Consider the following 25,760-nt stretch of genomic DNA (forward strand, 5'->3'; position numbering starts at 1 on the left):
TTAAATGCCGATACCAACATATGGCATGCCGGCTTCATCCATGATATTTTTTTCATCACTGCTGCAGGTAAAAAGCAAAACCTGATCGTCCCTACTCACCTGATTCAAAAATTGAATCGCCGCTTTCTTGCGAACATCGTCGTATTGAACAAAGGGATCGTCCAAAATAAAAGGCAAGTTTCTGCCACGATCCACAATATCCCGCACGCCAAATCGCAGTGCAAAATAAATTTGATCGATGGTCCCGCCGGATAATTGCTTCAGGTCGATCAATGCCCCGCTGCCCGGGCTCACCACCCGGATATTCAGCTGATCATCCACTTTGACTTCGCGATATTTGTGTGTGATTTTTCCCAAAATATCCCCAATCTTCTGATTGAGATCGCCGGCCCGCATATAGTGGCTTTCCTTCTGATATTGATTGAAGAAGGCTTCGGCCATATCGCAAGCCTTAAGCTCGATTTCGTAGGCCTCAATCTGATCGTTGAGTGCCTCAATTTTTTCTTTCAATACCACCGGGGATTCGGTTTCCTCTGCGAGCGTCTGGTTCTCGCCTTCTAAACTCGCAATCTCCCGTTTGGCACTTTCCATCGATTGTGCTAATTTGCGATCTTCGGATCGGTCTGTTTCAAACAAATCTGACCGTTTGGGCATACGCACATAATCTTCACCGGACAAACTCTCGTACAGTTCCGCATTGGCCTGGCGTTTTGCCTGCAGATCCCGAATCTGTTCCTGAATGCCGGCACCGGCACGGTAATCCTCGATCGAATTCAACTCCAGCGGCGATAAAATCGCCTGAATCGCGGCCGTCTCCTGTTGTATCACATCGCTGCAATCCGCCGCATCATCGGACAGCCGATCAATTTGATAGTGAAGATCCGTCACCTGTTTTTTCAACAGCTTCTGTTCTTCAAAAGCATTTATCAAACGTTTCATGATTTTTTCAAATCCGACGCGATGCCGCTGGCCATAAGTGGCCATGATTTGCGTTACCAGCCAGTCCGCTTCATCCGTCTCAGAAGTTGTTTTCGGCTGTTGCGATATTCGATGCTCGCTTGACGAAGTCTGTCCCAATCGATGCACCAGCAAGAAGCCTCCGCCGGCCAGCATTCCGGCTAATCCCAACGCTGAAAGAAACACCTGCAACCCAAAATTGAGCATCGCATTAGGATTTAACAAGGCGACAACCAGCAATACGATTCCGACCGATACCACGCCGCCCCAAACGAAGGGACTGATTCCCAAAAGACCCTGACCGCCGGCAAAAGTCCGACCCGTTTTCCTTTCAGCCGCTCCATCTTCCGCCAAAGGCTGACCCATACACTGCCGATACAAAGCCCAGTCGTCATTGACACTGGCCTCGTCGATGCCGCTCAGCTTTTGCGACAGCTGCGCTTCCCGATGCGTTGCCTGTTCCAATTTGTCTTTTGCACTGGTTAATTCTTTTTGAATTGCGGTCTTCTTTCGCGTCAGATCTTCGCGATGCTTTGCCATCAATCGAAGCTGATCGTCTATTTCCGGCTTGTAATAGGCAGTTTGTGCCGTTAGGACATCAATCTGATTCTGAAGCTTCTTCCCTTCAGTCCGAACCGCTTCAACTTTTCTTCGCTGAGCGTCCACTGCCTGCTGCTCGCGATCACGCTTAGCCGTTTCCAGCTTGCTCTGTTTATCTGCCAGTATCGCCAAATGATCCTGATACTGCAAAATTCGCTTTTGATTGGTCCGAATCCGCTGATACTTTTTCTGTGCGAGATCTAATGCTTCTTCATAGGCATCGCGCTTGCGAACGGTTATCCCATAATTGGACTGACTTCGTCGAAAGGTGCCGATGGCCTCTTTTTTCTGCGCCAGATAATCCAGTACACCCGTCACCGAAATATCCCCGGTCTGGTCACCAGCCATGTTAATCAGCCGGCTGTTGATTTCCGCTGCGAGATCTTCATCAGAACGGGTTGCCATTTGTTTAAAATTAACCGTGTTATTATACACAGAAGAATTAACAGCGTTGTATCCCAGCGGTATATACTGCTTGGTCACCGGATCGTAAGGATAAGTCTCCGAAATATCTTCCCCGGTGATGTTGTCAAAAATGCGAACGCCATCTCGCTCCTGCAAAAAATCCCGTTCAATGCGAATTTCTCGCCCGGCATTATCTTCGATAATGATAGATCCGTAATATTTATCACTGTGCAACGGCCGATAACGTTCGTAATCATCACTATACGTCCGGCGTTTGCGATAGGGTTTGTAAAAGCCAAAAAACATCCCCTCGATAAAGGCCTGAATCGTTGATTTTCCCGCTTCATTGGGCCCGAAAATCAAATTAAAGCCATCCAACACTTCAATGGTTGTGTTTTTAAATCTACCGAAGGCATGGAGATTCAGCGTTTTAATTTTCATGATTGCCTCCGTGCTGCAGCAGCCCTTCAACCCCATAGTAAAGAGCTTTTTTTGCAACGGGATCCGTCCCATTGCGCCGCATTTCCTGAATGAAACGGCCGATGATATTATCCGCATTTTCTTCCAGCAGACGGTCAATATCGAGATCCGGCTCTAAGGCGTTCCCGTCCAATTCCAAATAATAAAAAAGATGGGACAGCTCTTCCTGCAGCCATTCGAGCGAAAGATCCACATTGTGATAGCCCTCCAGCTTAAGCCGATACAAATGACGCATCCGCGCAGGTTCCTTATCGACGCCGGTGCAAATGCGCCGTAAATCATCCATTGTCATTCCCGGCTCAACGCCAATGATCCGCGTGATAAACCGCCGTTTCTGCGTCAAGACGTTTTGTGTCTGCAGATGATGCCGATCAATTTGCCCAACGACGATGCCGCAATCGCCGCCATCTTTAAAACTCAAAGGTTCGGGGCAACCGCAATAAGCCGCGCGCTTGTTTAAAAAAGTACCTTTGTGAATATGCCCCAACGCCACGTAATCAAAATAATCAAACAGGCTGAGATCGATCGGCATAAAGGGGCTCTGAACATTGAAAGCATCTCCATGCAAGACCAAAATATTATTATCCGTTTCCTGGACCGGCAAATGGCCGGCGTTAAACGGCATTTGCTTGTAGGTATCGCGCGTCCACCCAAGCCCGTAAATATGGGTCTGTGTGTCTTCGAAATACACGTCTTCCATCTTGCCGCTTTTAAAAATCGTGACGTTCTCCGGCCAGGCCACCAGCCCATAAAGGCTCGCCGGACTGTAATAATCGTGATTGCCCGGGCAAATGATCACCTTCGACACGGTGAGCCGGCTCAGTCGTTCCGAAACCATTTTTAATAATTTGATATCCGTCTCCAGCGAATCAAAAAGATCACCGCTGATAATCAGATAATGAATATGATTTTTTTCGGCCGTTTGAATGATTTTATCAAAAGTTTTCCAGAGCTCCATGCGTCGTCTTTCACCAAGTTCCGGATCACCGCCTTTAAAATGAAACTGACGCCCTAAATGAATATCTCCCGTATGAATAAAGGATATTTTCATCAGTCATCCTTTCCTTATCACTTGAAGTGTTGATTGTGCTGTCCATTTAAATGCCTCTCATCAAATGTTCAGCCCTTTCATTTTCTTAATGCTTTTTATTATAACATAGCTTTTTTTCTTTAACAGAATTGGAAACTTTTATTTACGGAAGATTTTTTAATCGATCTTGAAAAAAATCGGTTTTTTTATTGCATATTTTTGCCGAACTTCTTGACAATTGTATATGTGAACGCTAATATAAATCCAACGCATTGACAGGGAGTAGTAAATTTCCTCCGAGTATCCAGAAAGCCGCTGGCCGATGTGAAGCGGTTGTGAAAGGAATTTGAACTGGCCCTCGAGCGGTAAGCTGAACGTTTTAATCATTAGGCAAACCGGATCCCATCCGTTATCCTGGGAGGATATAATCTTAGCAATGCTTGCCGGGACGTATCCGATAATGAGGCAATGAATATGCAATCAATATTCGCTGCGAAATAGAGTGGTACCGCGAAACCGCATCTCAACGATGCGTCCTCGCCTCTATGCATCTGGCATGGAGGCGTTTTTTAATGGCTCCTGCCGCCCGCCCATTTATCTATCAGGAGGAACCCAAAATGATGAATTACAAAAAATACCGCCGCCAATATTTTATGCCCCCGGAACCGTCCAACGATTGGGTTGCCAAGGAATACATCGATCACGCGCCTATCTGGTGTTCTGTCGACTTGCGCGACGGCAATCAGGCGCTGATCATCCCGATGAGCCTCGAAGAAAAACTGGACTATTTTAATTACTTAGTGAAGGTCGGCTTTAAAGAAATTGAAGTCGGCTTTCCTGCCGCTTCAGAAACGGAATACGAATTTTTGCGCACGCTGATTGAACGGGACATGATCCCCGACGACGTGACCGTTCAGGTGCTGACTCAGGCCAGAGAGCATATCATCAAAAAGACTTTTGAAGCTCTGGACGGCTGCAGAGGGGCCATTGTCCACCTCTACAATTCCACTTCGAAGGCCCAGCGCGAACAGGTTTTTCGCAAGCCAAAGGACGAAATTTTAAAAATCGCCGTCGATGGTGCCGAGCTCCTCGATCGTCTGGCCAAGGAAACCAATGGCAATTTCCAATTTGAATACTCCCCGGAAAGTTTCACCGGCACAGAAATTGATTACGCCCTCGATGTGTGCAACGCCGTGCTCGACGTATGGCAGCCCACCCCCGACAACAAGGTCATCATCAACCTCCCGGTTACCGTTCAATTATCGATGCCCCATGTTTATGCCAGTCAAATCGAATACATGAGCAAGCACCTCAAATACCGCGACAACGTTCTGCTTTCGCTTCACCCGCACAACGACCGAGGCTGCGGCGTTGCCGATACGGAATTGGGGCTTCTTGCCGGCGCTGACCGCGTCGAAGGGACGCTTTTCGGCAATGGGGAACGCACCGGAAACGTCGATGTGATTACCCTGGCGCTCAATATGTACACCCACGGGGTCGATCCCAAACTTGACTTCAGCAATCTGCCGGAACTGGTGGAAGCCTACGAACGCGATACCCGCATGCAAGTTTATGAACGCCAGCCTTATTCCGGGCAATTGGTTTTTGCCGCCTTCTCCGGCTCTCATCAGGATGCCATTGCCAAGGGCATGCATCTGCGGGAAGAAGACCATAAAAACACCTGGGATGTCCCCTATCTCGCCATTGACCCCACGGATATCGGCCGCAGGTACGAAAAGGATGTCATTCGCATCAATTCCCAGTCCGGCAAAGGCGGCATCGGCTATGTGCTCGAACAGAAATACGGTTTTAATCTGCCAAAAAAAATGCGCGAAAACTTTGGATATGCAGTCAAAGACGTTTCAGACCATGCCCACAAAGAACTCATGCCGGACGAAGTCTATCAGATCTTTATGGATACCTATGTCAATAAAGAAGACTACTTCGGCATCCCAAAAGCGCATTTTGAACAATTGGAGAACGGACGGATCCGTGCCCATTTAACCATCAATAATGAGGGGGATATCGGTGACTATGAGGAAGACGGAAACGGCCGTATCGACGCGGTGTTTAACACGGTCATCCGCCACATCCACACCCCCATCGTCGACCTGGCCTACAGCGAACACGCATTGGAAAGCGGTTCAAAGGCTCGGGCAGTGGCTTATATCGGCTTAACCCTCGGCGATGGGCGCATTGTGTGGGGGGCCGGCATCGACAACGATATTATCGTCGCGTCGATCAAGGGCCTTGTCTCCGCCATCAACCAAATCGGCCCTGAAAAGGCTTAACAATTGCAAAACTATGACAAATAAAAATCGCCAGCTCACATTGATCTGGTGGTTTTTATTTTTTGTCTTTAAAATTGCAATTGCAGTTGCGTGAGCAATGTCTCATTGGCATTGAAGATATCAACCCGATAACAATTCGGAGCGATCTCCCGATCCTTCACGGTAACCACATCCCCATAGAGGGCCTGTTCTTTAAAGACGATATCCAGCGTCTTTAACGTTCTGGTTTGAAGTACCACAGCCGGCAAACACGCCAACGCCCAAGCCAAATAGCACACATTGTTTACGTGACCGTTATAGTCAATATCCAAATAGCGCACGCTAAACTGACGCACATTTTCCCAATCTTTGATTCTCGCCAACCGCGGCATTTTAAACCTTGGCCCCTGATCTTCCACATCATAAACCGCATTGATCGGCACTTCATTAACGCGGACAATGTGATTCTGCCGACGGTCCACCATCATCCAATGAGACTGGCCATCCACCATGTGCTCCCCCGATTGATTTTTCAAAAAAAATCCGCGATGGGCCGTAAACCCTTTAAAGGCCGAGGCCCAGGTCCCCAGCTGCAACTGATCCAGAAACCGGGGCATCTGCCAAAAATCGACATGATACTTTACGACGATCCATGTCAGATCCAACGCACTGAGCTCATAAGGCCCGGCTTTTAAAGACGCGCTGTGCTCCAGCGAAATCTGCTGAAAATAATTCATCACGGCAACCGGCGACAAATGATGATCCTCCAGGCAGTCATATGTCGCAATGGCCTGCGGCCTCTCAAAAATCTTTCCCATAAGTCACCCTGTTATTCGGCCGCAATGCGGCGTCCCGGGAGTGCCGGCCCGTCGTATTGTGCAAGCCACGCATCACCCTTTTGCAAACCCAATTGCGTCGCAACTTTGCTTTCGATTCGATACTCTGCTGCCAGTGCCAGGTTTGTTTCAAGAAAACTCATCTCCTTGATAGATGCGTTCAATTTAGCAGCATAAGTCGTTTCCGGATGGGTTATACGACGTCTTATTGTTTTAAGCATTTTCTGTCGGCCCAACGACAAGCGATCATCCATGTCCAGCATTTCATCAATTAATTCAAGGGCCCAGGTTTTAAAACCAACTGCTTCCCCATCCCGGCTCAGCATTAAATCGTCGCAAAATCCGCGCTCGGCTGCCAGGTTTTCATTGCGAACGGCTTCTACCTGAACGGCCGCAAAATCCGTATCCGATTCTGGCTTTAGCAAACAATAGAGCATCATTTGATGCATGAGCTGCATATCAATCAGACTGATGCCGCATTTATCAAAAGGATTGAGATCCATCGTGCGCATTTCGATATAGTCGATCCCATCCTTTGCCAGCGAATGCAGCCAATCCTTGGGATCCTTGGGCTTCAGGCGCACCTGCGCGTACAATTCCTTCGGCTGGGAAAGTTTTCCCTCCTGCACAAATGCGGCCACATCACCCGCAAAATGTACACAGCTATCGTAACGCGGATACAGCGGGTCAATGTTTTTATACCCGGTTGTCCCGTTGCGATAACTGGGACCTGCCTCACTGAAATGCCCTTGGGCGCCATCCTGATTGGGCATAAGCCGCAGACACTCCTTTGCAAAAGTCGCATGGGCAGCCGAAGTGGCACCGCTCAGATAGATTATCAGCCAACGATAACGCAGATAATTGCGGGCTATTTTTAAATAAAGTTCATCTTTAAACGCTTGATAAGAAAGTGAGCTCTCCTTTTGTTTTGCGTCACAATACAACGTCTTAATCGTTTCTTCCGCCAAAGAATAATTGAAGTGAATCCCCGAAAGCATTTGTTTCTGGGCACCGTATTTTTGGGCTAAGCCCCGGCGATAAAGCATTGAAGCTTCCGCATCGGGGGCTCCTTCATAATGCGCAATGGGAATTTGATCTAACGGCGGCAAAACGCAAGGCATCGAATTGGGCCAAAAAAATTCGCCCCGGGGCAACGCGATTTCCACCAAGTCCGTCAAATGGGACAAAAGCTGATAAGTTTTTTCAACACTGCTTAACGCCGGTGTGACAATTTCAATTTGGCTTTCCGAAAAATCCGTCGTGATCAGTGGATTGGTTAACTTATTGCCAAAAACGGCAGGGTGCGGTGTCAAAGCCAACGCCCCGTCTGCTTTCACCCGCAGTCCTTCGCGCTCAATGCCAAAAGAGCCGGCCAGTAAAGCATCTGAAGATACAACGCGTTGAATATTTTCAATTGTAAAATAATCTTTCATCATTAATGATCATCTCTTTCAAATCATACCTATCATTTTGATTGGTATAATTCGCTTGAAAAAAGCTGCCAAAGGCAGCTTTCTTAATTATATCGCGGAGACTTTTTACACCCAAATCTCTTTTGCTTTGGTGTTGTCCCAATACTGATCGATATCGGTATAAACATATTCGATCACATCGTCACCTTCGGCCTGCATCAAACGCGCATTTGAAGGATCCGGAATGGTTTCACGATCCTGAGACTTTTTAACATAATAACGTCCCAGCACTTCTTTGGCTTTTTCAGCCACACTTTCCTTGTCCTCTCCCGAAAAGGCGGGTACTTCCGGCAAATCCGGGAAGTGGCAGATTATCTTTCCATCTTCAGTGTGATAAACAGCTGGATATATTTTAAGCATTTTCTCTCCTTCTTACTTTCGTCAACCAAAATAGGCTCATGCCAAAATCTGATGGCTTTTTTCAAGAGCGGCTGCGATCACAGCATCCATATCATAATATTTATATTCACCCAATCGGCCGCCGAAAACCACATGCGCTTCTTTTTCGGCCAGTTTGCGGTACGCTTCATAAAGGGCGCTGTTCCTTTCGTCATTCACGGGATAATACGGTTCATCGCCCGGTTGCCATTCCGAAGAGTATTCCCGACTGATGACTGTTTTCCCCGGATCGGATTTGCCAAACTCAAACCACTTATGTTCGATAATCCGCGTCCAGGGTGTTTCGCGATCGGTGTAATTAACCGCCGCATTACCCTGAAAATTATCCATATTGAGTTCTTCTGTTTCAAAACGCACCGAACGATATTCCAAATGCCCGAGTTTAAAGTCGAAATAAGCATCGACGGCGCCCGTGTAAATCACTTGATCGGCCATTCCATCCCAACGGACCTTATCATCAAAATAATCCTGTTCCAGCCGCACATCAATGCCATCGAGCATGTTTGCAACCATCTGCGTATATCCGCCAATCGGAATTCCCTGATACAAAGCGTTAAAATAATTATTATCAAAAGTCAAACGAACCGGCAGTCGCTTGATGATAAAGCTCGGCAGTTCTATGCAGGATCTGCCCCATTGTTTTTCGGTATAGCCCTTGATGAGCTTTTCATAAATATCGGTCCCGACCAGGCTGATCGCCTGTTCTTCCAGATTTTTCGGTTTGGCAATACCCGCTTCTTTTCTCTGCTCCGCGATTTTATTCGCCGCTTCCTGCGGTGTCACCACGCCCCACATTTTATTAAAAGTGTACATGTTAAAGGGCAACGAATAAAGCTCTCCTTTATAATTGGCCACCGGCGAATTGGTAAAACGGTTGAACGTCGCAAAGTGATTAACATATTGCCATACTGCTTCATTGTTGGTATGGAAGATGTGCGCGCCATAACGATGCACCTGAATACCGGCTACCGCCTCTGTATAAACATTGCCGGCGATATGCGGCCGTTTGTCGATCACCAGAACCGATTTCCCCGCTTTTTTCGCTTCCTGCGCAAAAACAGCGCCGTAAAGGCCTGCGCCGACCACCAGATAATCATATTTCATTGGTTTGATCCTCACTCAATACTCTAAAATTAACGCCATTATTATAGCACAGAACGATGAGCGATGCCATTTAAATCGTCAAGAGCGCTGCGAAACACCAAATGATCAAAGCGACGGCCGCCAACGCGACCAGCACTCGCAATAAGCAACCCGCAATCTTCAGTTCTATGCGGATGGCCACAAGCAGAATAATCGCCGATAATATAAATGAAAGAAGATTTTGCATTCAATCGCCTCCTTCTGTTCTCATAATCTGTTAACGCTTCGGCACCACGGTTCCACTGGCCTTCACAATGTGGTCCGCCGGAATCACCCCGCGCAGAGAGACCGTGGGATAAATATTCGTGCGCGGTCCGATAATCGTCCCCGGATTTAACACGGCATTACAGCCCACTTCAACCCAATCGCCCACCATTGCGCCAATTTTCCGCAGACCGGTTTCCAATGCGCCCTCTGCTGTTTTGATCGTGATATTTTGCCGATCCGCTTTGACATTAGACGTGATGGAGCCGGCCCCCATATGAGCGTGAAAGCCCAGGATGCTGTCGCCCACATAATTATAGTGCGGTGTTTCTACGTTATCAAACAATATCACATTTTTAAGTTCCGCCGAATTGCCGACCACGCAGTCCGCGCCCACCAGCGCCGACCCGCGGATAAAAGCCCCGTGACGCACCTGCGTGCGCGGTCCGATGATGGAGGGCGCGCCTAAAAATGCCGACGGCATCACCTCCGCTGTTTTATGCACCCAAACGTGCTCCGCACGTTCCTCATACAGCTCAGGGTTCAGATTTTTCCCCGTCGTCACAATCCAATCGGAAAGATCAGCCAAAGCCTCCCAAGGATAAGTCAGCCGTTCGAGGAAACCTTTTGCCATGGAATGCTCTAAATCAAACAAATCTTGAATTTTAATCATGATTGCTCCTCGTCTCTTCGGTAATGTCGCGTGTGACCCGGCCGCCCATTCTTTGCGGTCTTTTCATTCGGTGCGGCACGGTCGGCATTGAAAAGGCCAGTCGATGACTTTGTTCGCTGCCGCTTTAAAATATCTTTGGCAATGCGCGCCGCCTGATCATCCATTTGCTTCGCTCGCCGGACCTCATTCGTGCTGCCACTTGAAGCCGACATCCACCCCTCCGCTTCGGACTTCGCCCGCTCACGGACCTGTTTCCTGGCCCTTTCGACGGCGGCTTTCTGTTCTTTTCCGGGGCTTGCACCATATTGATTGACCACTGCATTAATTTGATCGACCGGTATGTAGCGTGTGTGGGCCGTCAATAAATCCCGTTCTTCGCTGGAAGCAAAAAGGGCCACGCCCAGCGCCATCCAGAACGTATTAAAATGCAATCTCATCAAATTCCGATCGATCATGGCATTCAAAGCCATAAAGGTCAGCACGATCAACAAATAGTATTCTTTTTGTTTCCAGATCTTCCAATAACCCCAGATCAGCACACCTTCGAAGGCTGCAGAAAGCAAAATCCCGTATTCCTGAAGTACCTGCAAATAAGCACTATCGATATAATTATATGTCGGACTGCTGGAACCGCCGGCAGTCGACATCGGAAAGGGCCTGGGAAACCATTTAATGCCCCGCGTTACGATTGACACGTGCCCTAATCGCAAACGTCCTGAAAGCCAGCCGTTAAGCGTAGCCAGCCAATGCACATTGGGATCGTAAATATACGCCAGGTAAATGCTCAGCACACCGAAAATCAACGTCGAAAAAACCATTATCCAGCCAAGCACATGCATATTTTCCAACAGCGATGACCGATGCTGCAACAAAAGCACTGTTGCCAGGGCAATACACACCAAAATGAATGGGTTGCGGGAGTCGGTGAAAATAAAGAGGAGAATATTGACGGCCAGCAATGTAATCAATGCCGCCTTCCCCAGCGAATTGCGTTTTAAATACACCAACAGCGCCGTAATATTAAACAATAGGGTTGGCGGCAATGACGGATAGGTAAAGCCCAAAAAATAACGGGTCCGATCCGGATAGCCCATGACATCGTTGGGAATCACTTTGAGCAAACTGCAAAAAATGACCAACCCCAGCATGATGGATGAAATCACAATCGTCATTTTGACAATTTTTTGAAACTCAATATCCCTCGCACTCAAAATAAAAGCAACAATCCAAGTGATCGGATTGGTCACCACATCACCGATTGAAAAATTAATCCAGACCAGAATGCCAAAAGCCAAACAAATCCCTAATCTTTCCTGATAAGCATAGGTTCGATTCAAAAACGCTTTTAACATTAGCAATAAAATAGCCAATGTCAAGAGTTTGTTAATGGGCCAATTGGGGAAAGTGGAGACAAACCGTGAATTGTTAAGAATAGAAATCACCAGATAAAGGCCGTATGCCACATAGAATAAATAATCGTTGATGTCATGATTGAGCCAATGAATTGCTTTTTCTTTCATGTCGGATGTTTTTTTGCCCCTTTTATGCTTTTCAAAAATTAAAGCGATCTATCCTAAAAGATTTAAGATCGCTTTGTTGTGCAACGTCCATTTAAAATTGTATAGCCACTACCATTTTTTGACAGAAGCCGTCAGTGATTCGATGGCATGCACCTTTGTCTTCTTGCCATTTTGAATCTTGTAATAAGTCGGTGCTCCGTCTTGATTGTTTACCAGCACGGCTTTGGCAATGCTGCTGTATTGAATGCCCGTACATTCGTCCTCGTCAGACGGCACATCCCCAACCATTTTAAAGATAAATGTCACAACCGGATCGGTTTTTCCTTTCTCGGTGACGGTAATCGTCGCTTGATGCGATGCCGACGCTTTAGCTTTGCTCACCGAAAACGTATCCGTGTTGAGAACCGATAGATTTTGTTTCACTTCTTTAGCCAACTGACTTTCTGCCACAGAGCCTTGGAACTGCAAAAAAATATTTTGATACAACGTATTCGTATAATAATTTTGAGCTGATGTCGTTGATGCACTCTGTGCGGATGCCGTTTTTTCAGACGTCTTTTTCCCGGTTGAACGACTTTTCTGTTGTCGCGGCTGACTGTCGCAAGCGCTGAGCAAGCCAATGCACACCATCGTTATCGCTAACGCAAAACCTAATCTTCTATGCTTTTGTAACATCAGCAGCCTCCATTCATTTAAGCTTCCGCATCCGAATAGCCCTGGGGATTTTTCTTCTGCCAGTTCCAGGAATCCCGACACATGTCTTCCAAAGATCGCTTCGCTTCCCACCCTAAAATCGTTTTGGTTTTATCCACATTAGCCCAGCATGCCGGCAAATCACCGGCTCGCCGTTCTCCGATCTGATAGGGCACGCGAATTCCGTTTGCCCGTTCAAACGTTTTGACCATTTCCAAAACCGAATAAGGCTTGCCGGTTCCAAGATTAAAGATTTCAACCCCGGGATGCTTCGCTGCGTACATCACCGCCTTGACATGGCCGTCTGCCAAGTCCATCACATGAATGTAGTCTCGGGTGCAGGTGCCGTCCGGGGTTTCGTAGTCATCGCCAAAAATGGTCAGACGTTCACGGCGCCCCACCGCCACTTGGGAGACATAGGGCATCAGGTTATTGGGAATACCCTGAGGATCCTCCCCGATTTCACCGGAAGGATGGGCCCCAATGGGATTAAAGTAGCGCAGCAAAACCACCGATAACGCCGAATCCGCTGCCGCCGCATCCTGCAAAATTTGCTCCATCATGGCTTTGGTCCAACCGTAGGGATTGGAGCAGCGTCCCCGGGGCATGGTTTCTTCGTAGGGCACCGGGTTTTCTTCGCCATAAACGGTTGCCGACGACGAAAATACTATTTGATGCACATCAGCTTCTTGCATGCATTCCAATAACGTTAAAGTTGTATCGATATTATTGCGATAATACGCAACCGGTTTGACGACTGATTCGCCGACAGCCTTCAGTCCGGCAAAATGAATCGCACAGTCCACTGCGTTTTCCTTCAGGGCTCGGCGCACCACCGCATGATCTTTAACGTCGCCCTGATAAAGGACTATCTTTTTCCCGGTGAGTTTCTCCACCCGCTTAATCGCCTCGGGGCTGCTGTTGCAAAAGTTATCGATCACCACGACCTGATGGCCTGCGTTCAAAAGCTGGACTGCCGTGTGAGAACCAATATATCCTGCGCCCCCGGCTAATAAAATTACCACGTCATTGCCTCCGTCTTTTTAAATTCGTATTATTTTAACAGTATAAATGAAAAAACTGTCACTTTTCTTATTTTTAAGCTGCTTTTTATGCCGCACGCTTCGATTGCCGCCCAATTTTTTTCTTTCTGCCGTGCCAAGGCATCAAGATGCGATACAGCACATATCCTAACAAAGCCCCAACGGTATTGTTAAACAAATCGTCATATTCAAACAGGCCGCATTTAAAGAGCCATTGCAATCCCTCGATGCTGAGCGAGCAGACAAATCCGAAGAGCACGGCCAGCACCACACCCCGTTTGCCGCGAACCAAGGGAAACATGAACCCCACGGGCACAAGCATCAACATGTTAAGCAGCACTTCTTTCACATAGTGCCAGCTGTGATCCACCAAGATTTTTCGGTATTCCCATAAAAAATCCGTATTCACATGTGCCACCGCATCCGATGTTCGCGTAAAAACCGTAGAACCAAACATCAGATATAAATAAATCACAAAAAAGACAGCCGCCAGACCCTGGCCAAAAGTAATCTTCTTTCGATGGTGCAAGACAATCAGAACAATCAATGTGACGATCAAAATGACCATTCCCAATCCGATCGTGCCGGGTGTCCAATTGGGCCGGTATCCCTCCCAAATATCTTCAGTTAAATTGCTCATATCCGTCTGATAAATCTTTGTTGAAAGGATCAACAACGCCCGGTTGAGCCATCGGGCAAGGGGCAAAAATACATTTACCAAAATACTTCACACTCCGTAATTGATTTATGACAAATTATACCCTGATTTCATTAAATGTTTCCAAAGTGACCATGTTCACTCTCACAACCTAATCTATAAAAAAAGAGCCGGCAGGCTCTTCTTATTTTCTTCAATTTTATTTCGCATTCTGACGCGTCGCCCAAAGCACGACCGCTAAGGCGCAAATCCCCTGAAGCAGCGCCATCACAAATCCCGGCTTAACATCCATATACCCCCCCTTAAACAGACAACCGCCGATGTAAATCATGATATCCGCCGTCCCCAGCGTCAGGATATTAGCAAAGATCAACCGGCCGCGATTGTACTGCTGGATTCTAAAAGCGCCATGAAAAAAGGCCAGATTTAAAAAAGCTGCCCAAAATATGATATTGACCAGCACATATCCCGGCCGAGAATAATAGGTAAACACCTGATAATTATAAAAGCGGTACCAGAAGAGTGCAAAAAGAATCGCGTTGCTTCCAACCAATAGAATTTGTGTGATCCACTGCTTCTTATCCTTCATTTTTTCCTCCCTAATTTGTGGATTTATTCTACCACAGATCAAAGCGATTTCACAGCGAAAAGAAAATATCACTTCAATCTTTACATTGGTAATTCATTTCATACACGATGATCCGTGATTACCTTCATACAAAAAAGAGCCATCTTTTATAAAGACAGCTCTTTTTAACCCTCGGCAATCTCTTTTAAAACGCCGCATAAGCCTTGTTCATATCAATATTGCCGCTAAGACCGCTGACCCTGCCGCTTGACGAATACTGCCAGATATCAATGTGGTTCCCATAGGATGGCTTGCTGCTTTCCGACCAGTGATAGGGATACTGTGCATACCAGATACGGTAATTTTTAATCCGGTTGTATTCAATCTTATTCTTCAGCCAGTTCTGATTCGCATAAAGCATCGGCGTATAACCTCTCGACTTGACCCGCTCGCAGAAAGCCACAATGTTTTTCGCCTGCTGTGTCTTGCTTAAATATTCAATGCGCTTATCTTCAACATCAATGCAAACCGGAAGCTGCAGCTTTTTCCCCGCAAGAAGGCTGACGGCATAATCGGCTTCTTCGCGTGCCTCCGCCTCGGTATCCGCATAGCTGTAAACATACACGCCTACCGGAATCCCATTTGCCTTTGTATTTTGATAATTATTGTTAAACTGCTTGTCCGCGGCGCCATTGCCCTTATGACCCCAGGCAATTCTCAGCATCGCGTATTTGATGCCGGCATTTTTGGCTTTTTTCCAATTTGCCTGGCTGATGTATCCCTGCCATTCCGACACGTCAACGCCTTTATCTCCAATGGAAACCGTTGATCCAAAACTATTTTTATCCGCTTTATTAATTGTAAATTTTTGAGCCCCTGTATTATTAGCGGTATAAAGCTGCACATTGGCATGATTATTCTTGCTGGCGCCATTAATGTCCATCACACGGGTCATCGACGATTCCGGCTTTAATAGATAGAGATTCCCCGATTTAACAACGATCCACCTCTGAGCTTTCGTCCCATTAGAAGTATAAATTTGAATATCTGTTGAATCCTTATCCGCCGCGCCCTTAACATCTAATGCCTTTGATGCATTAGTTAAGCTGACAATCGTATACGAATTATCTGCGTTCCGCTTGAAAGTCCAACCTTGATTTTTCGAGGTCATCCTATTCTGCTGATCAACTGTTGTCCCGTTAATCGTCACTGATTTACCGCTATTTGAATTGGTAATGCGAGCTGTAAATCCATCGCCCAAATTTTCTGCCTTAACCGCGTTAGTCACGCTTGTTTTCTCAATCAAAAAACCTTGCGCAGCAGAGCCATTTGAAGTGTAAAGCTGAGCTTTTGCTCCCTCATCTTTCGTCGCCCCCGAAATATCGAGCACACGCGTCAATGAAGAAGCCGGCTTTAAATTATAAACAGAACCATTTTTTTCTATAACCCATTTTTGTGCATTTGTATTATTTGAAGCGTAAGTTTGAATAATTGTTCCGTTTTTATCTATTGCCCCTTTAACATCCAAAGCTTTTCCAGATGCTGCATTCGTAATCGTATATGAGCCATCTTTGTAGGTAAAGCGCCAGAATTGCTGACTGATACCCCCGGCGTAGGTTTGTTGAGTAGCCGTAGACGTAGCGCTTTCTGCCACAACTTTACCGCTATTAATATTTGTCAATTTTGCCGTAAAATCATTTCCTAAATTGACCGATTCCATTTGACCGTCATCAGATGCACATTTTTCAATCGAAAACTTTTGAGCCCCCGATTTATTCATGGTATAAAGTTGAACATTTGTTCCTGCCTTTGAGCCATTACCGCTAATATCCATTGTGCGCGATCCGGAAATAGCCGGGCGCAGATAATAACTGCCGTCGCCGTGCTTAAGCAAATACCAGCGTTGTGCATTTGTATTATTGGCGGCATATGTTTGAATGTTCGCGCCGTTTCTATCTGCGCCGCCCGAAACATCCAAACATTTTCCGTTCAAAACATTAGTAATGGTGTAGGTTCCGGAGCCACGGCTGTAAACAAAACGCCATACTTGATCTTTGCCAATTTTGCGCGGCTGGACAACTGCATTGCTTCCATCAATTGAAAGCGCACGATTATTAGAGGTTAATCGCGCTGTGAAATTTCCCAAATCGCTGCTTTGAACGGAATGACTTACAACAACCTTAAAATTTTGAGCTTTCGTATTATTATCCTGATAAAGCTGAACATTTGTCCCGCTTTTATTAATTTCTCCGCCGACCACATCCATAACTCGAGCATTGGAACATGCCGGCTTTAAATTATAGGAACCATCTGTATTTAAAAGCAGCCGCCATTGCTGCGCTTTTGTTCCATTGTCATTATAAAGTTGAACATTACTTCCATTTTTATCCAAAGCACCCGAAACATCCAGAGCCTGACCATTCGATTTATTGATGATCTTATAATAGCCATTGTCTACAGGAATAAACTCCCAGTATTGATCTGTGCTGTATTCATTTTTTTCCAGAACGACCACATTGTTCTCATTTTTGGACACAGCCTGATCCCCTATCAGTATCTGCGCTGTAAACATTGAAGAACTCGGCACGTTAGATGCCTGCACGCTCCGGACCAACATCATCCCCGATAATAAAGATATCGTTATTGTTATAATGGCCAATAATTCAATTCTTTTTCTGAGTGCCATGCTCCCATCCCTTCTTAATCAAAATATTGCGTTATTATTTTTACTTATTTTTAAATTCCACTTTCAAATTGCCTTTAATTATAACGAAAAAATCCCTTTCGGTAAAGGGATTTTAAGGTTTTGATCGATTATTTGATTTCAGATCTTCATTTAATGCTTTGCGATATATTATTTGATCAATTTATATGATAATATTAATTTTCGCAATTATTTTAACCGAATGCGCGGTGATATTGTTCTCTGATATTTTTGTTTTCCATGATATCAAATTGCGTCAGGGTCGTTCCAATCACCTCTGCCCCCAAAATATCCAACCGCTGTTTCGCAGCAATCACCTCTTCTCGATTCGCACCGTATTGTTTAACAACCCACAAGACCGCATCCACCGCTTCCGCCAGGGTTGAGGCGTCCGCATAAGCGCCAATCGAGGGACCATCAACCAAAATATAATCATATTCCTTTGAAAGCGCTGATAACATCGCCTGCATTTTGACCGTTTCAATACGCATTTGCGCTTCTGTTCCAAGGGGCATGATCCAAAGCGCGCCTTTCTCCGCGATATATTGATCCCAGTCATAGCCGCCGGCAGCCAGCCAATTGGAAAGGCCCGGCTGATCATCCGGCACCGCCAAGCAAGCACCAACTTTCGGCGAATGGGTATTGCCATCTATCAGCAGCACTTTTTTCCCGGCTCGGCTCATAACCAAAGCCAGATTAATAGCGGTTGCCGTTTTGCCTTCTCTCGCAATGGCCGATGTGATCAGGATGCTTTTAACATTTTGTGTTTCTGCACGATGCATTACGTTCGCCGCCAGCGATCGGTATGCTTCTGCATAAACAGCTGGCTGCACGTGATCCATTCCAAGTTCGCTTAAAGGCGTGTGTTTATTATTTCCAAATTTAAAAAGGCCCATCTTCTTTTCCTTTATTTCTAATGCTTGATATCAAAACGTCTGGCACTGTCCATCGATGGAATCGTGCCTAAAACCGGCAGTTCGGTATCTTCCTCCAACAGCCCCTTCGAGCGATATGTGGTGTCGCGCAAAATCCGAAAAAGCACATAAAAAACAGACAGCACAAAGCCCAAACCGCCTGCTAATACCATCATTTTCTTAGTCGACGGCGAATGCCTTTCCGCAATATCGGCTTTCGTCATTTTAACGGATTCAACGGTATTTAAATTTTCCGGCAAGATCTTTTTTGCCGTTTGGCTCAGCGTCTGTCCCCCCATTTTGACGGATGCACGGTCGCTGCCAGACAATGTCAATTTCAACACATGGGTGTAAGCCGCGGTAGTATCTTCGTCATCCGCTTTAATTTTAACGGATAATGCACTTTTCTGAGCTGACTTGGTTAATCCACTATACGCCGGCTGCATCATACTTTTATTCTGCAATACAGCTTTGATGCTTTGTGCCTGAACGGCGGCCATCGTTCCCGGCTGATCGATGCCGTTGGGGGAATTGACAATCATCGTCATCTTGGCGCTATAGGAGGGCGTCTGCATCAGACGAGCGCCGCCGAAACCAAGCAGGACACAAACAAAGGTGATCAAAATAATCGCAGGAATATTATGTTTAAACGCTACCCACACATCCCGAATATCAATACTGACAGAACCTTCGTCCTGCACCAGATTATAATCTTCCATTTTGTCTCCTTTAACCAAAATATTTGATTCAATTATAACGGAATTCGGATGCTTTCGCAAGACGCGCTCTTACTTGTGAAGCCGGGCACAATGTGATAGAGTTACAACATCAATATCAATGGAAAAAGGAAGTCTTCAATGATTCAAAAACTCTACCAAAAATATCGCGAAATCATCAACTATTTGGTCGTCGGTGTTCTGACGACCATTGTCAGCCTCGGCGTGTATTATCTTTGCGTTGCCACTTTCCTCAATCCGGACAACGGCTTGCAGCTCCAAGCCGCCAATGTGATTTCTTGGATCGCCGCCGTAACTTTTGCCTACTTCACCAACCGCAAATATGTTTTTGCCAGCCGAAATCCCAACATGATGCGGGAGGCATTCGCTTTCTTTCTTTCTCGCGTCAGCACCTTATTGATGGACATGGGCGTGATGTTTTTAGCTGTAACCCTCAGCGGTATGAACGACAAAATCGCCAAACTCATCTCTCAGGTTGTTGTTACCATCGCTAATTATATTTTCAGTAAATTCTTCGTTTTTAAGAAAAAAAATTTTTAAAGGCACACAAAAAGGCGTTTGGAAAGGATTGTACCGACCTCCCAATCGTTAGATTTTGGTCTAACTTTTGGGGGTCACATCAGATCCAAGCGCCCTTTTAATCTTACCAATGCCGAAGATTTACAATAAACTGCCGCATCATCTGCGACGTATATGGATAAATTTGATTCTCTTTGAGATACACCGTTCGAAATCCCCAGATCGTCAGCAATAGCAAGCCCAGAAGCAGCGTCCAAACGATCTTTTCTTTTCCCTCGCTGATGCGAATCAGCCGCGCATATGCTACGCTTTTATACATCCCAAAGTACAGACTGATGCGATACAAGAAAAAGACGATAAGCCGCAGCTGAAAGATCACCACTTCTAAAACCAGCAGAAAAATATAAAAACTTCCCTCCGAAGGGCCTCGCGCATCATCAAAAGTCAAAAATGCATCGCGCTTGTGCAAGGATAAAATGATTCCCGGCAGCCAAAAAATGCAAATCATGAGGTTGGATTTGATCGTCGCCATTTTAAAGACATCGCTGAGATAAAGCTGGTATTTCGGCGGCAGCATTCCCCAGGCCAGAGCATGGGCCAGCAGCGGTTTGTAAAAAATCATCGCCAGCGCCACAACGCCGACAATGGCCACCTTGACCCAAATCCGCTCCCAACGCTTAAAAATCAGATAGAGCACCGGCAGTGCCACACCGATGACCGCCGTATAATGAAACAACACCGCCGCAGCAAAGGTTAATCCATAAGGCCAATATCTTTTCTCAAGGAAAAAGTGAAAGCCCCAGAAAAGAAAACCCATGGCAATGTATTGACGCATGAGGTTCAGACTATCCCCGTAAAACAAACATAAAAAACACAGCCAACCCATCGGCAGTGAAATTTCATCGCGATAGGCATAAAGTCCCGCCATGAATAATCCATTGATCAGCAGGCTAATCACAAAATAGAGCCAATGGGGATTGGCCGTCACCCGTGTGATCAGGAAATTGAGCAACACATAAAGCGGCTCCACGGTTTTGATCTGGGACTGAATCAGCCATTTCAGATCGTGATTTTGCAGGCACCAAAAAAACTGCGGATTGCCGTAATAATGAATGTCGGTGCCGATGGTGTCATCGCGAAGGGCAGCTAAAACAGCCGAGAGCACGGCTGCCAACAAAAGGATCATACCGCCTCGTATTTTATTCTTTTTTTTAAGCTGTTTTTCGCCAATCCAGCAAATCCCAAAGGATAAAGCAAAACAAAAAAGATAAATCATGAGCCATCCTTTTTAAAAAACTTTTCGATTTTTTTGAGGAACCAATAGCAACAACCACGGGCAACTGGCCGCTATGGGGGCATAATATCTAAAGCAATTATTAATCGGGGACATCATACACGTTCCGATCAATAAAACCAAGGCAATGCACGGAATTACCATAACCCATTTTCTTCTCCGAATTAAATCATAACATAATAAAATAATCAACCATGTATAAAACGCACAAACATCAGTGAGGCTTAATAGCGGTACTTTATCCCAACATTTAGAATAAGCGTCTAAAATTTCTCGTTCTTTTTGAAAACTTTTATTAGTATAAACATGATAATGTTTATCTGTTATGCCGCCCAACCAATTGAAAATAGTCATTCCTGAATTCCAGTTACCAGCGCCTGTAGGAAATTGGGGAATAAAGGCATAGTATCCAGAATTCAAACCAATGCCTGCTTCACAATACATTTTGGGATACTGCCTGGACATTTCAAACCAAAGCCTCAGATACTTTCTCCCGCTTCCTCGAAAATTATTTTTTATCGGATCCGAGCATATCGGATCATATCTTTTGTAAAAATCTTTTTTTTGAAAAAAATGTTCAACTTGCTTCCTGTATTTTAAAGGCAGCGTTTCATGATAATTTTTTACCGTTCGGGCTGTTTGTTGAAGCGGCAATGACATTGCCTCCTGTTTTTCAGACGGTTTTACCCCTGTATAATGAATATATTTCTGAAATCCCCAAAACACAATAAATGGCAAAACCAACAATAAAATAGCCCATGTTTTCTTTTTGTATAGAGCAAAAATTGCTAAGAAAAATACAGTCGGTAAAAGTGCATATACAAAATTATTCCGGAACAGACAGGACAGCAGCAAAGCAATTGCCGTCACTATTCCCTGTCGACAAGAAAATATATTCTTTTTTAAATTCATGGTTAATATTATCAGGTTCAATATTGCATAGCTAAACAAACCATATGCAAATGTATCTTTAAATGCATGTTTTGCATAGGCGCCCCAAACTGGGGTAATCGCAAAAAACAATAAGACTAATATGCACAAACTAAACCGGATACCATTTTGTTTAAGAATTTTAATGCCATGTGCCAACATCGCCGCCATCAGCACATCCCGGCAGAACACATATAGAAATAACCCCAAATTTTCATTATGAAGTTTCATTCCAATCTGATAAAACCAGGTGATAACTAAAGTGGAAAACCATGGATGATGATTGCTCGGCACTAAATGATCATATCCAAAATACGTACTCATTTGCCAAAATACATCGTTATCCGCACTGGCAGGATAGTACGAAATAATCCAAAGCAGCCAACACATCAATATAATGATAAAAGACATAAAAAAAAGATGACGTTCAAAAAATGTTCGCCATTTTGACATTGGAAATTTTTCTTCGGTATGCGCAAAAGACAAATCCCCGATATTTTCAATGAGGAATTCAGCTATCGCATAAAAAACCAATCCGTACCCAAAAGCCAAAAAAACGGTAAGCACAAACGCATTGTTAGAATTAAATGCCGGGATTTGGTCCCTGTAATACATCATTAGGCCGAAGGTATTAAAAAATCCAAACACCACACTTATACATGATAGCCCTGCCTTCACTCTTTGTCCCGTTTTAACGCGCCACTCAAAAAAGAGGTAAAAAAACAATGCCAACGCCAACGCAATCAATGCCCATTGCACACCATAACCATTGAAAGATTGTTCAATCTTTAAAATTTCTGCTGCTATCCGACTTTCTGACAATAAATCGAAAGATTTTGGTCCTGCATAATTAAATGAAAACACCATACTCGAATATATTCCGATCAGCAAAGCAAAAACGGCATGTTTTTGGTTAATCTTTTGCACAATTGTTATCCTTTCTTCTATATCCTATGGTAGCCATCTGAAGCAAATTCTTGATCTGTCGCAACAGATACTTCTTGTTTTTTCAGTAAAAACGGTAACGAAAAAATAATTGGCACAGCATAAACACTACAGACCATATAACGTGGCAATATCACTGGCCCCACCGATAAAGTTAACGTTGTGAGCAAAACGGGAATCAAAGCGATCAAAATATTCCATCGGCGCGATCGAATTGCATAAAAAACCAAAGCAAAAGGAAGCCACGTTGCGAATAAAACTTTTGAAAACAAAACTGCCGCAGCGTTTTCAACATGGAGCAACATCATGTCAAATGCATCGGCCCATCGTTGAACCTTAATACTGCGATATGCGCGTTTAAAAATCTGATGTACCTGTGATATGGATGCTTTTCCATTACTCCACCGCGCATAAATTTTTTCAGATGCATAACCTCCGTTTTGATTCGGCAGATTGTTTCGGTAATAAATCAGGCTTTCATCTCCTTGGCAGGTTGCGTCAACACTTAAAAGGCCATAGTCATTCGCCGCTAAAGATAAGCAAAACGTTTTGGGAAATCTCGTCCATGCTTTAAGATACCATTTTATAAAATTCATTCTATCCGTATTCGATGCATTCTTTTTCCAATGCGACTTTGTCGCATCTGCTCGGAGCGGATTGTAATCTTGTGCCATTGCTCTCGGTTTTTGATAAACACCCTGAATGATCTGCCAATCATTTTCAGAAAGTGCCTTCGGCTCTCTTTGGATTAAGCACGCGACCTGCTGTGAGGGAATAGATAACATCTCTTTTTGCTCTCCTGAAGCGACACCCCACATGGGCAGTACTACATGACTCCACAAACCGCAGAAAAAAACCAGATAAAAAAACATAATCCATAGAATCCGTCTGTGTCCATTGTTGCAATAACAAAATACGCCAAACAATGAAACCACTACAATATAGATACCCACTTTTTTAGTAAGTGCCATTAAAAATAATAATATCAGTAAGATGCCGCAAAATCGCAATGACTTTAAAACGGCGCCTCGGCTCCGAACACATTCAATCACAGATAGGAAAAACAGCACAAAAATCCAGCCGTTCAGCATATCCTTTGCCATGGTTTGTGCGAAGAGTGGAATAACCGGAAAAAGAGCATAAAAAAATGTTGCCGTTCTAATGACTCGCGGTCGAACCCCATGTGCCTTTATATAACACAAAAAAAGAGAAAAGGCAGCAGCTGTCGCAGCCATCTGCAGCCATGCATATATCGCAACAGACCAGAGATTAGAACCTAAAAAATCACCAATTCTCCAAAATTTGTAGAACAGCATTGTGTCAAACCACGGGTGATGATCCGAAGCCGCCATTAAACCATAAGGCTGGAGAATCTGCCAAAATGTGTCCGGGTCAAGATTGCCAGGGAAGCGCATTAACCAATATGGCAGCCATGCCAGTAAAAAAAGAAACCAATAATGAAAGAAAAAAACTTTTAAAGTTTCTAACAATGAAGTCTGAATGAACAATCTTTGTGTCTGGGAACGCTCAATATATAAAAAGCACTTTTTTAATAAAAAATAACCCAAAACAAAAAACAACAAGCCAATAAAGAGGAGTCCCCCCATCCCTGATCCATCAAAAAATCTATTTCGAGTAATCAGCCGATCATTCGCAAGCATCCCCAAACAATACAGCAGATCAAAAAAGATCGCACCAAAGACTGCTGTTCGATCAATAGAAAACTTTTGTATCCATACGGATACCTGTTTTTTCATTTAAATATTTCCTTATCCTTTCATCTGTTCATTATATTTCTTTAGTTGGCTTTTACTTTTCTTTTTCCAATCGATTTAAGGTCATTTCAAACTGGCGGCGATCATTTTTCGCCTCATTGGATAAAATCAGACCGGCAAACAACGACTGCAATGCTGCAATCATGGCAAAGCCCGAAACAATTAACGTCGGAAAACGGAGCACTACTCCCGATTTCAAATATTCTCCCAGCACTGGGAAGAAAAGAATTGCCGCCAAAGCAGCCAAAATTGCTGCAAAAATACCAAAGAAACCCATGGGCTTATAATTTTTATATAATTTCACGATCGTTCCCAACACCTTGATTCCATCCGAATAGGTGCTGAGCTTCGACTCAGAGCCCTCCGGCCGATCACGGTATTCAATAATTTCATTTTCAATTTGCAGATGATTGTTAACCGCATGAATGGTCATCTCTGTTTCGATCTCAAATCCTTCAGACAATACCGGAAAGGATTTAACAAAATTATAACTAAAAGCGCGCATTCCGGTCATAATATCCTGAATATCACACCCAAACAATCGATTAATGCTGCTGCGAACAATCGAATTGCCAAAATTATGAAAAGGCCGTTTATTCTCTGCAAAATATGTGGATGAAAGGCGATCGCCCACCACCATATCCGCCTGATGGTTTAATACTTTTTCCACCATTGGAACAGCAGACTCCATAGGATAGGTATCATCTCCATCAACCATGACATAACACCGGGCATCAATTTCCCGAAACATCCGCCGAATCACATTTCCCTTGCCTTGCTGATATTCATAATGCACCACTGCACCGGCACGCTCTGCCAAAACCGCCGTCTGATCTGATGAATTGTTATCATAGACATAAATCACGGCATCGGGGAGCGCAACCTTTGCATCTGCCACTACTTTTTCGATTGTCTTCTCCTCGTTGTAACAAGGAATTAATACTGCAATTTGATCCATCCTTTTTCCTTTGTCTTTTAATCTCACGATCCG

The 25,760-nt window shown here is 44.9% G+C and carries 22 protein-coding genes; 2 read left to right on the forward strand and 20 right to left on the reverse strand.

Annotated features, from left to right (window positions below):
- A complete protein-coding gene (locus HMPREF0721_RS03155; protein ID WP_006598100.1) occupies positions 1-2,403 on the reverse strand; it encodes an ATP-binding protein in 2,403 nt (800 codons plus the stop codon).
- The gene (locus HMPREF0721_RS03160; RefSeq protein WP_006598101.1) at positions 2,393-3,493 is read right to left on the reverse strand and encodes a metallophosphoesterase family protein; all 1,101 of its coding nucleotides are present in this window, start codon (positions 3,491-3,493) and stop codon (positions 2,393-2,395) included. Before HMPREF0721_RS03160 ends, HMPREF0721_RS03155 begins: the two co-directional genes overlap by 11 nt.
- 596 nt (positions 3,494-4,089) lie before the next feature.
- On the opposite strand from HMPREF0721_RS03160, the gene HMPREF0721_RS03165 reads away from it, so the two are divergent.
- Positions 4,090-5,763 (forward strand): 2-isopropylmalate synthase, encoded by a 1,674-nt coding sequence (locus HMPREF0721_RS03165; RefSeq protein WP_040640224.1) that lies wholly within the window; start codon positions 4,090-4,092, stop codon positions 5,761-5,763.
- A gap of 68 nt (positions 5,764-5,831) precedes the next feature.
- On the opposite strand, the gene HMPREF0721_RS03170 is transcribed toward HMPREF0721_RS03165, so the two are convergent.
- The 14 genes from HMPREF0721_RS03170 to HMPREF0721_RS03230 all read right to left on the reverse strand — a co-directional run bounded on the left by HMPREF0721_RS03170 (position 5,832) and on the right by HMPREF0721_RS03230 (position 19,288).
- On the reverse strand, positions 5,832-6,560 hold the full coding sequence (locus HMPREF0721_RS03170) for an acyl-[acyl-carrier-protein] thioesterase (protein WP_006598104.1): 729 nt from the start codon (positions 6,558-6,560) through the stop codon (positions 5,832-5,834).
- Between the two features lie 11 nt (positions 6,561-6,571).
- A complete protein-coding gene (locus HMPREF0721_RS03175) occupies positions 6,572-8,014 on the reverse strand; it encodes a glutathione biosynthesis gshAB (protein ID WP_006598105.1) in 1,443 nt (480 codons plus the stop codon).
- A gap of 102 nt (positions 8,015-8,116) precedes the next feature.
- A complete protein-coding gene (locus tag HMPREF0721_RS03180) occupies positions 8,117-8,410 on the reverse strand; it encodes a type II toxin-antitoxin system HicB family antitoxin (RefSeq protein ID WP_006598106.1) in 294 nt (97 codons plus the stop codon).
- A gap of 36 nt (positions 8,411-8,446) precedes the next feature.
- Positions 8,447-9,553: a UDP-galactopyranose mutase gene (glf, locus tag HMPREF0721_RS03185; protein ID WP_006598107.1), complete on the reverse strand. Its 1,107-nt coding sequence runs from the start codon at positions 9,551-9,553 to the stop codon at positions 8,447-8,449.
- A gap of 41 nt (positions 9,554-9,594) precedes the next feature.
- On the reverse strand, positions 9,595-9,783 hold the full coding sequence (locus HMPREF0721_RS11725) for a hypothetical protein (RefSeq protein ID WP_156788687.1): 189 nt from the start codon (positions 9,781-9,783) through the stop codon (positions 9,595-9,597).
- Between the two features lie 26 nt (positions 9,784-9,809).
- The gene (locus HMPREF0721_RS03190; protein ID WP_006598109.1) at positions 9,810-10,469 is read right to left on the reverse strand and encodes an LbetaH domain-containing protein; all 660 of its coding nucleotides are present in this window, start codon (positions 10,467-10,469) and stop codon (positions 9,810-9,812) included.
- Positions 10,466-11,989 (reverse strand): O-antigen ligase family protein, encoded by a 1,524-nt coding sequence (locus tag HMPREF0721_RS03195; protein WP_006598110.1) that lies wholly within the window; start codon positions 11,987-11,989, stop codon positions 10,466-10,468. Before HMPREF0721_RS03195 ends, HMPREF0721_RS03190 begins: the two co-directional genes overlap by 4 nt.
- A 108-nt stretch (positions 11,990-12,097) precedes the next feature.
- Positions 12,098-12,664, reverse strand: a complete 567-nt coding sequence (locus HMPREF0721_RS03200; protein WP_006598111.1) for a hypothetical protein — start codon at positions 12,662-12,664, stop codon at positions 12,098-12,100.
- A gap of 17 nt (positions 12,665-12,681) precedes the next feature.
- The gene (gene galE, locus HMPREF0721_RS03205; RefSeq protein WP_006598113.1) at positions 12,682-13,707 is read right to left on the reverse strand and encodes a UDP-glucose 4-epimerase GalE; all 1,026 of its coding nucleotides are present in this window, start codon (positions 13,705-13,707) and stop codon (positions 12,682-12,684) included.
- Between the two features lie 85 nt (positions 13,708-13,792).
- Positions 13,793-14,446 (reverse strand): VanZ family protein, encoded by a 654-nt coding sequence (locus tag HMPREF0721_RS03210; protein ID WP_040639877.1) that lies wholly within the window; start codon positions 14,444-14,446, stop codon positions 13,793-13,795.
- Between the two features lie 136 nt (positions 14,447-14,582).
- Entirely contained in the window at positions 14,583-14,972 is a 390-nt protein-coding gene (locus HMPREF0721_RS03215) for a hypothetical protein (RefSeq protein ID WP_006598116.1), read from the reverse strand.
- A gap of 184 nt (positions 14,973-15,156) precedes the next feature.
- Positions 15,157-17,637 carry an RICIN domain-containing protein gene (locus HMPREF0721_RS03220; RefSeq protein WP_083798128.1) on the reverse strand — a complete coding sequence of 827 codons (2,481 nt, stop codon included), beginning with the start codon at positions 17,635-17,637 and terminating at the stop codon, positions 15,157-15,159.
- 212 nt (positions 17,638-17,849) lie between these two features.
- Positions 17,850-18,551: a CpsD/CapB family tyrosine-protein kinase gene (locus HMPREF0721_RS03225; protein WP_006598119.1), complete on the reverse strand. Its 702-nt coding sequence runs from the start codon at positions 18,549-18,551 to the stop codon at positions 17,850-17,852.
- Positions 18,552-18,568: 17 nt separating this feature from the next.
- A complete protein-coding gene (locus HMPREF0721_RS03230) occupies positions 18,569-19,288 on the reverse strand; it encodes a YveK family protein (protein WP_006598120.1) in 720 nt (239 codons plus the stop codon).
- A 138-nt stretch (positions 19,289-19,426) separates the two neighbouring features.
- On the opposite strand from HMPREF0721_RS03230, the gene HMPREF0721_RS03235 reads away from it, so the two are divergent.
- On the forward strand, positions 19,427-19,846 hold the full coding sequence (locus tag HMPREF0721_RS03235; RefSeq protein WP_006598121.1) for a GtrA family protein: 420 nt from the start codon (positions 19,427-19,429) through the stop codon (positions 19,844-19,846).
- Between the two features lie 103 nt (positions 19,847-19,949).
- Here the strand turns inward: HMPREF0721_RS03235 and HMPREF0721_RS03240 are convergent, their stop codons facing one another.
- The 4 genes from HMPREF0721_RS03240 to HMPREF0721_RS03255 all read right to left on the reverse strand — a co-directional run bounded on the left by HMPREF0721_RS03240 (position 19,950) and on the right by HMPREF0721_RS03255 (position 25,727).
- On the reverse strand, positions 19,950-21,011 hold the full coding sequence (locus HMPREF0721_RS03240) for an EpsG family protein (protein WP_169310203.1): 1,062 nt from the start codon (positions 21,009-21,011) through the stop codon (positions 19,950-19,952).
- Between the two features lie 102 nt (positions 21,012-21,113).
- Entirely contained in the window at positions 21,114-22,976 is a 1,863-nt protein-coding gene (locus HMPREF0721_RS03245) for a DUF6020 family protein (RefSeq protein ID WP_006598123.1), read from the reverse strand.
- A 17-nt stretch (positions 22,977-22,993) separates the two neighbouring features.
- Complete coding sequence (locus HMPREF0721_RS03250) at positions 22,994-24,751, reverse strand: DUF6020 family protein (RefSeq protein ID WP_006598124.1); 1,758 nt, start codon at positions 24,749-24,751, stop codon at positions 22,994-22,996.
- A 52-nt stretch (positions 24,752-24,803) separates the two neighbouring features.
- A complete protein-coding gene (locus HMPREF0721_RS03255) occupies positions 24,804-25,727 on the reverse strand; it encodes a glycosyltransferase family 2 protein (RefSeq protein WP_040639878.1) in 924 nt (307 codons plus the stop codon).
- Between the last annotated feature and the right edge of the window lie 33 nt (positions 25,728-25,760).

Source organism: Pseudoramibacter alactolyticus ATCC 23263 (genome assembly GCF_000185505.1).
In the GTDB taxonomy this organism is placed as follows: domain Bacteria; phylum Bacillota; class Clostridia; order Eubacteriales; family Eubacteriaceae; genus Pseudoramibacter; species Pseudoramibacter alactolyticus.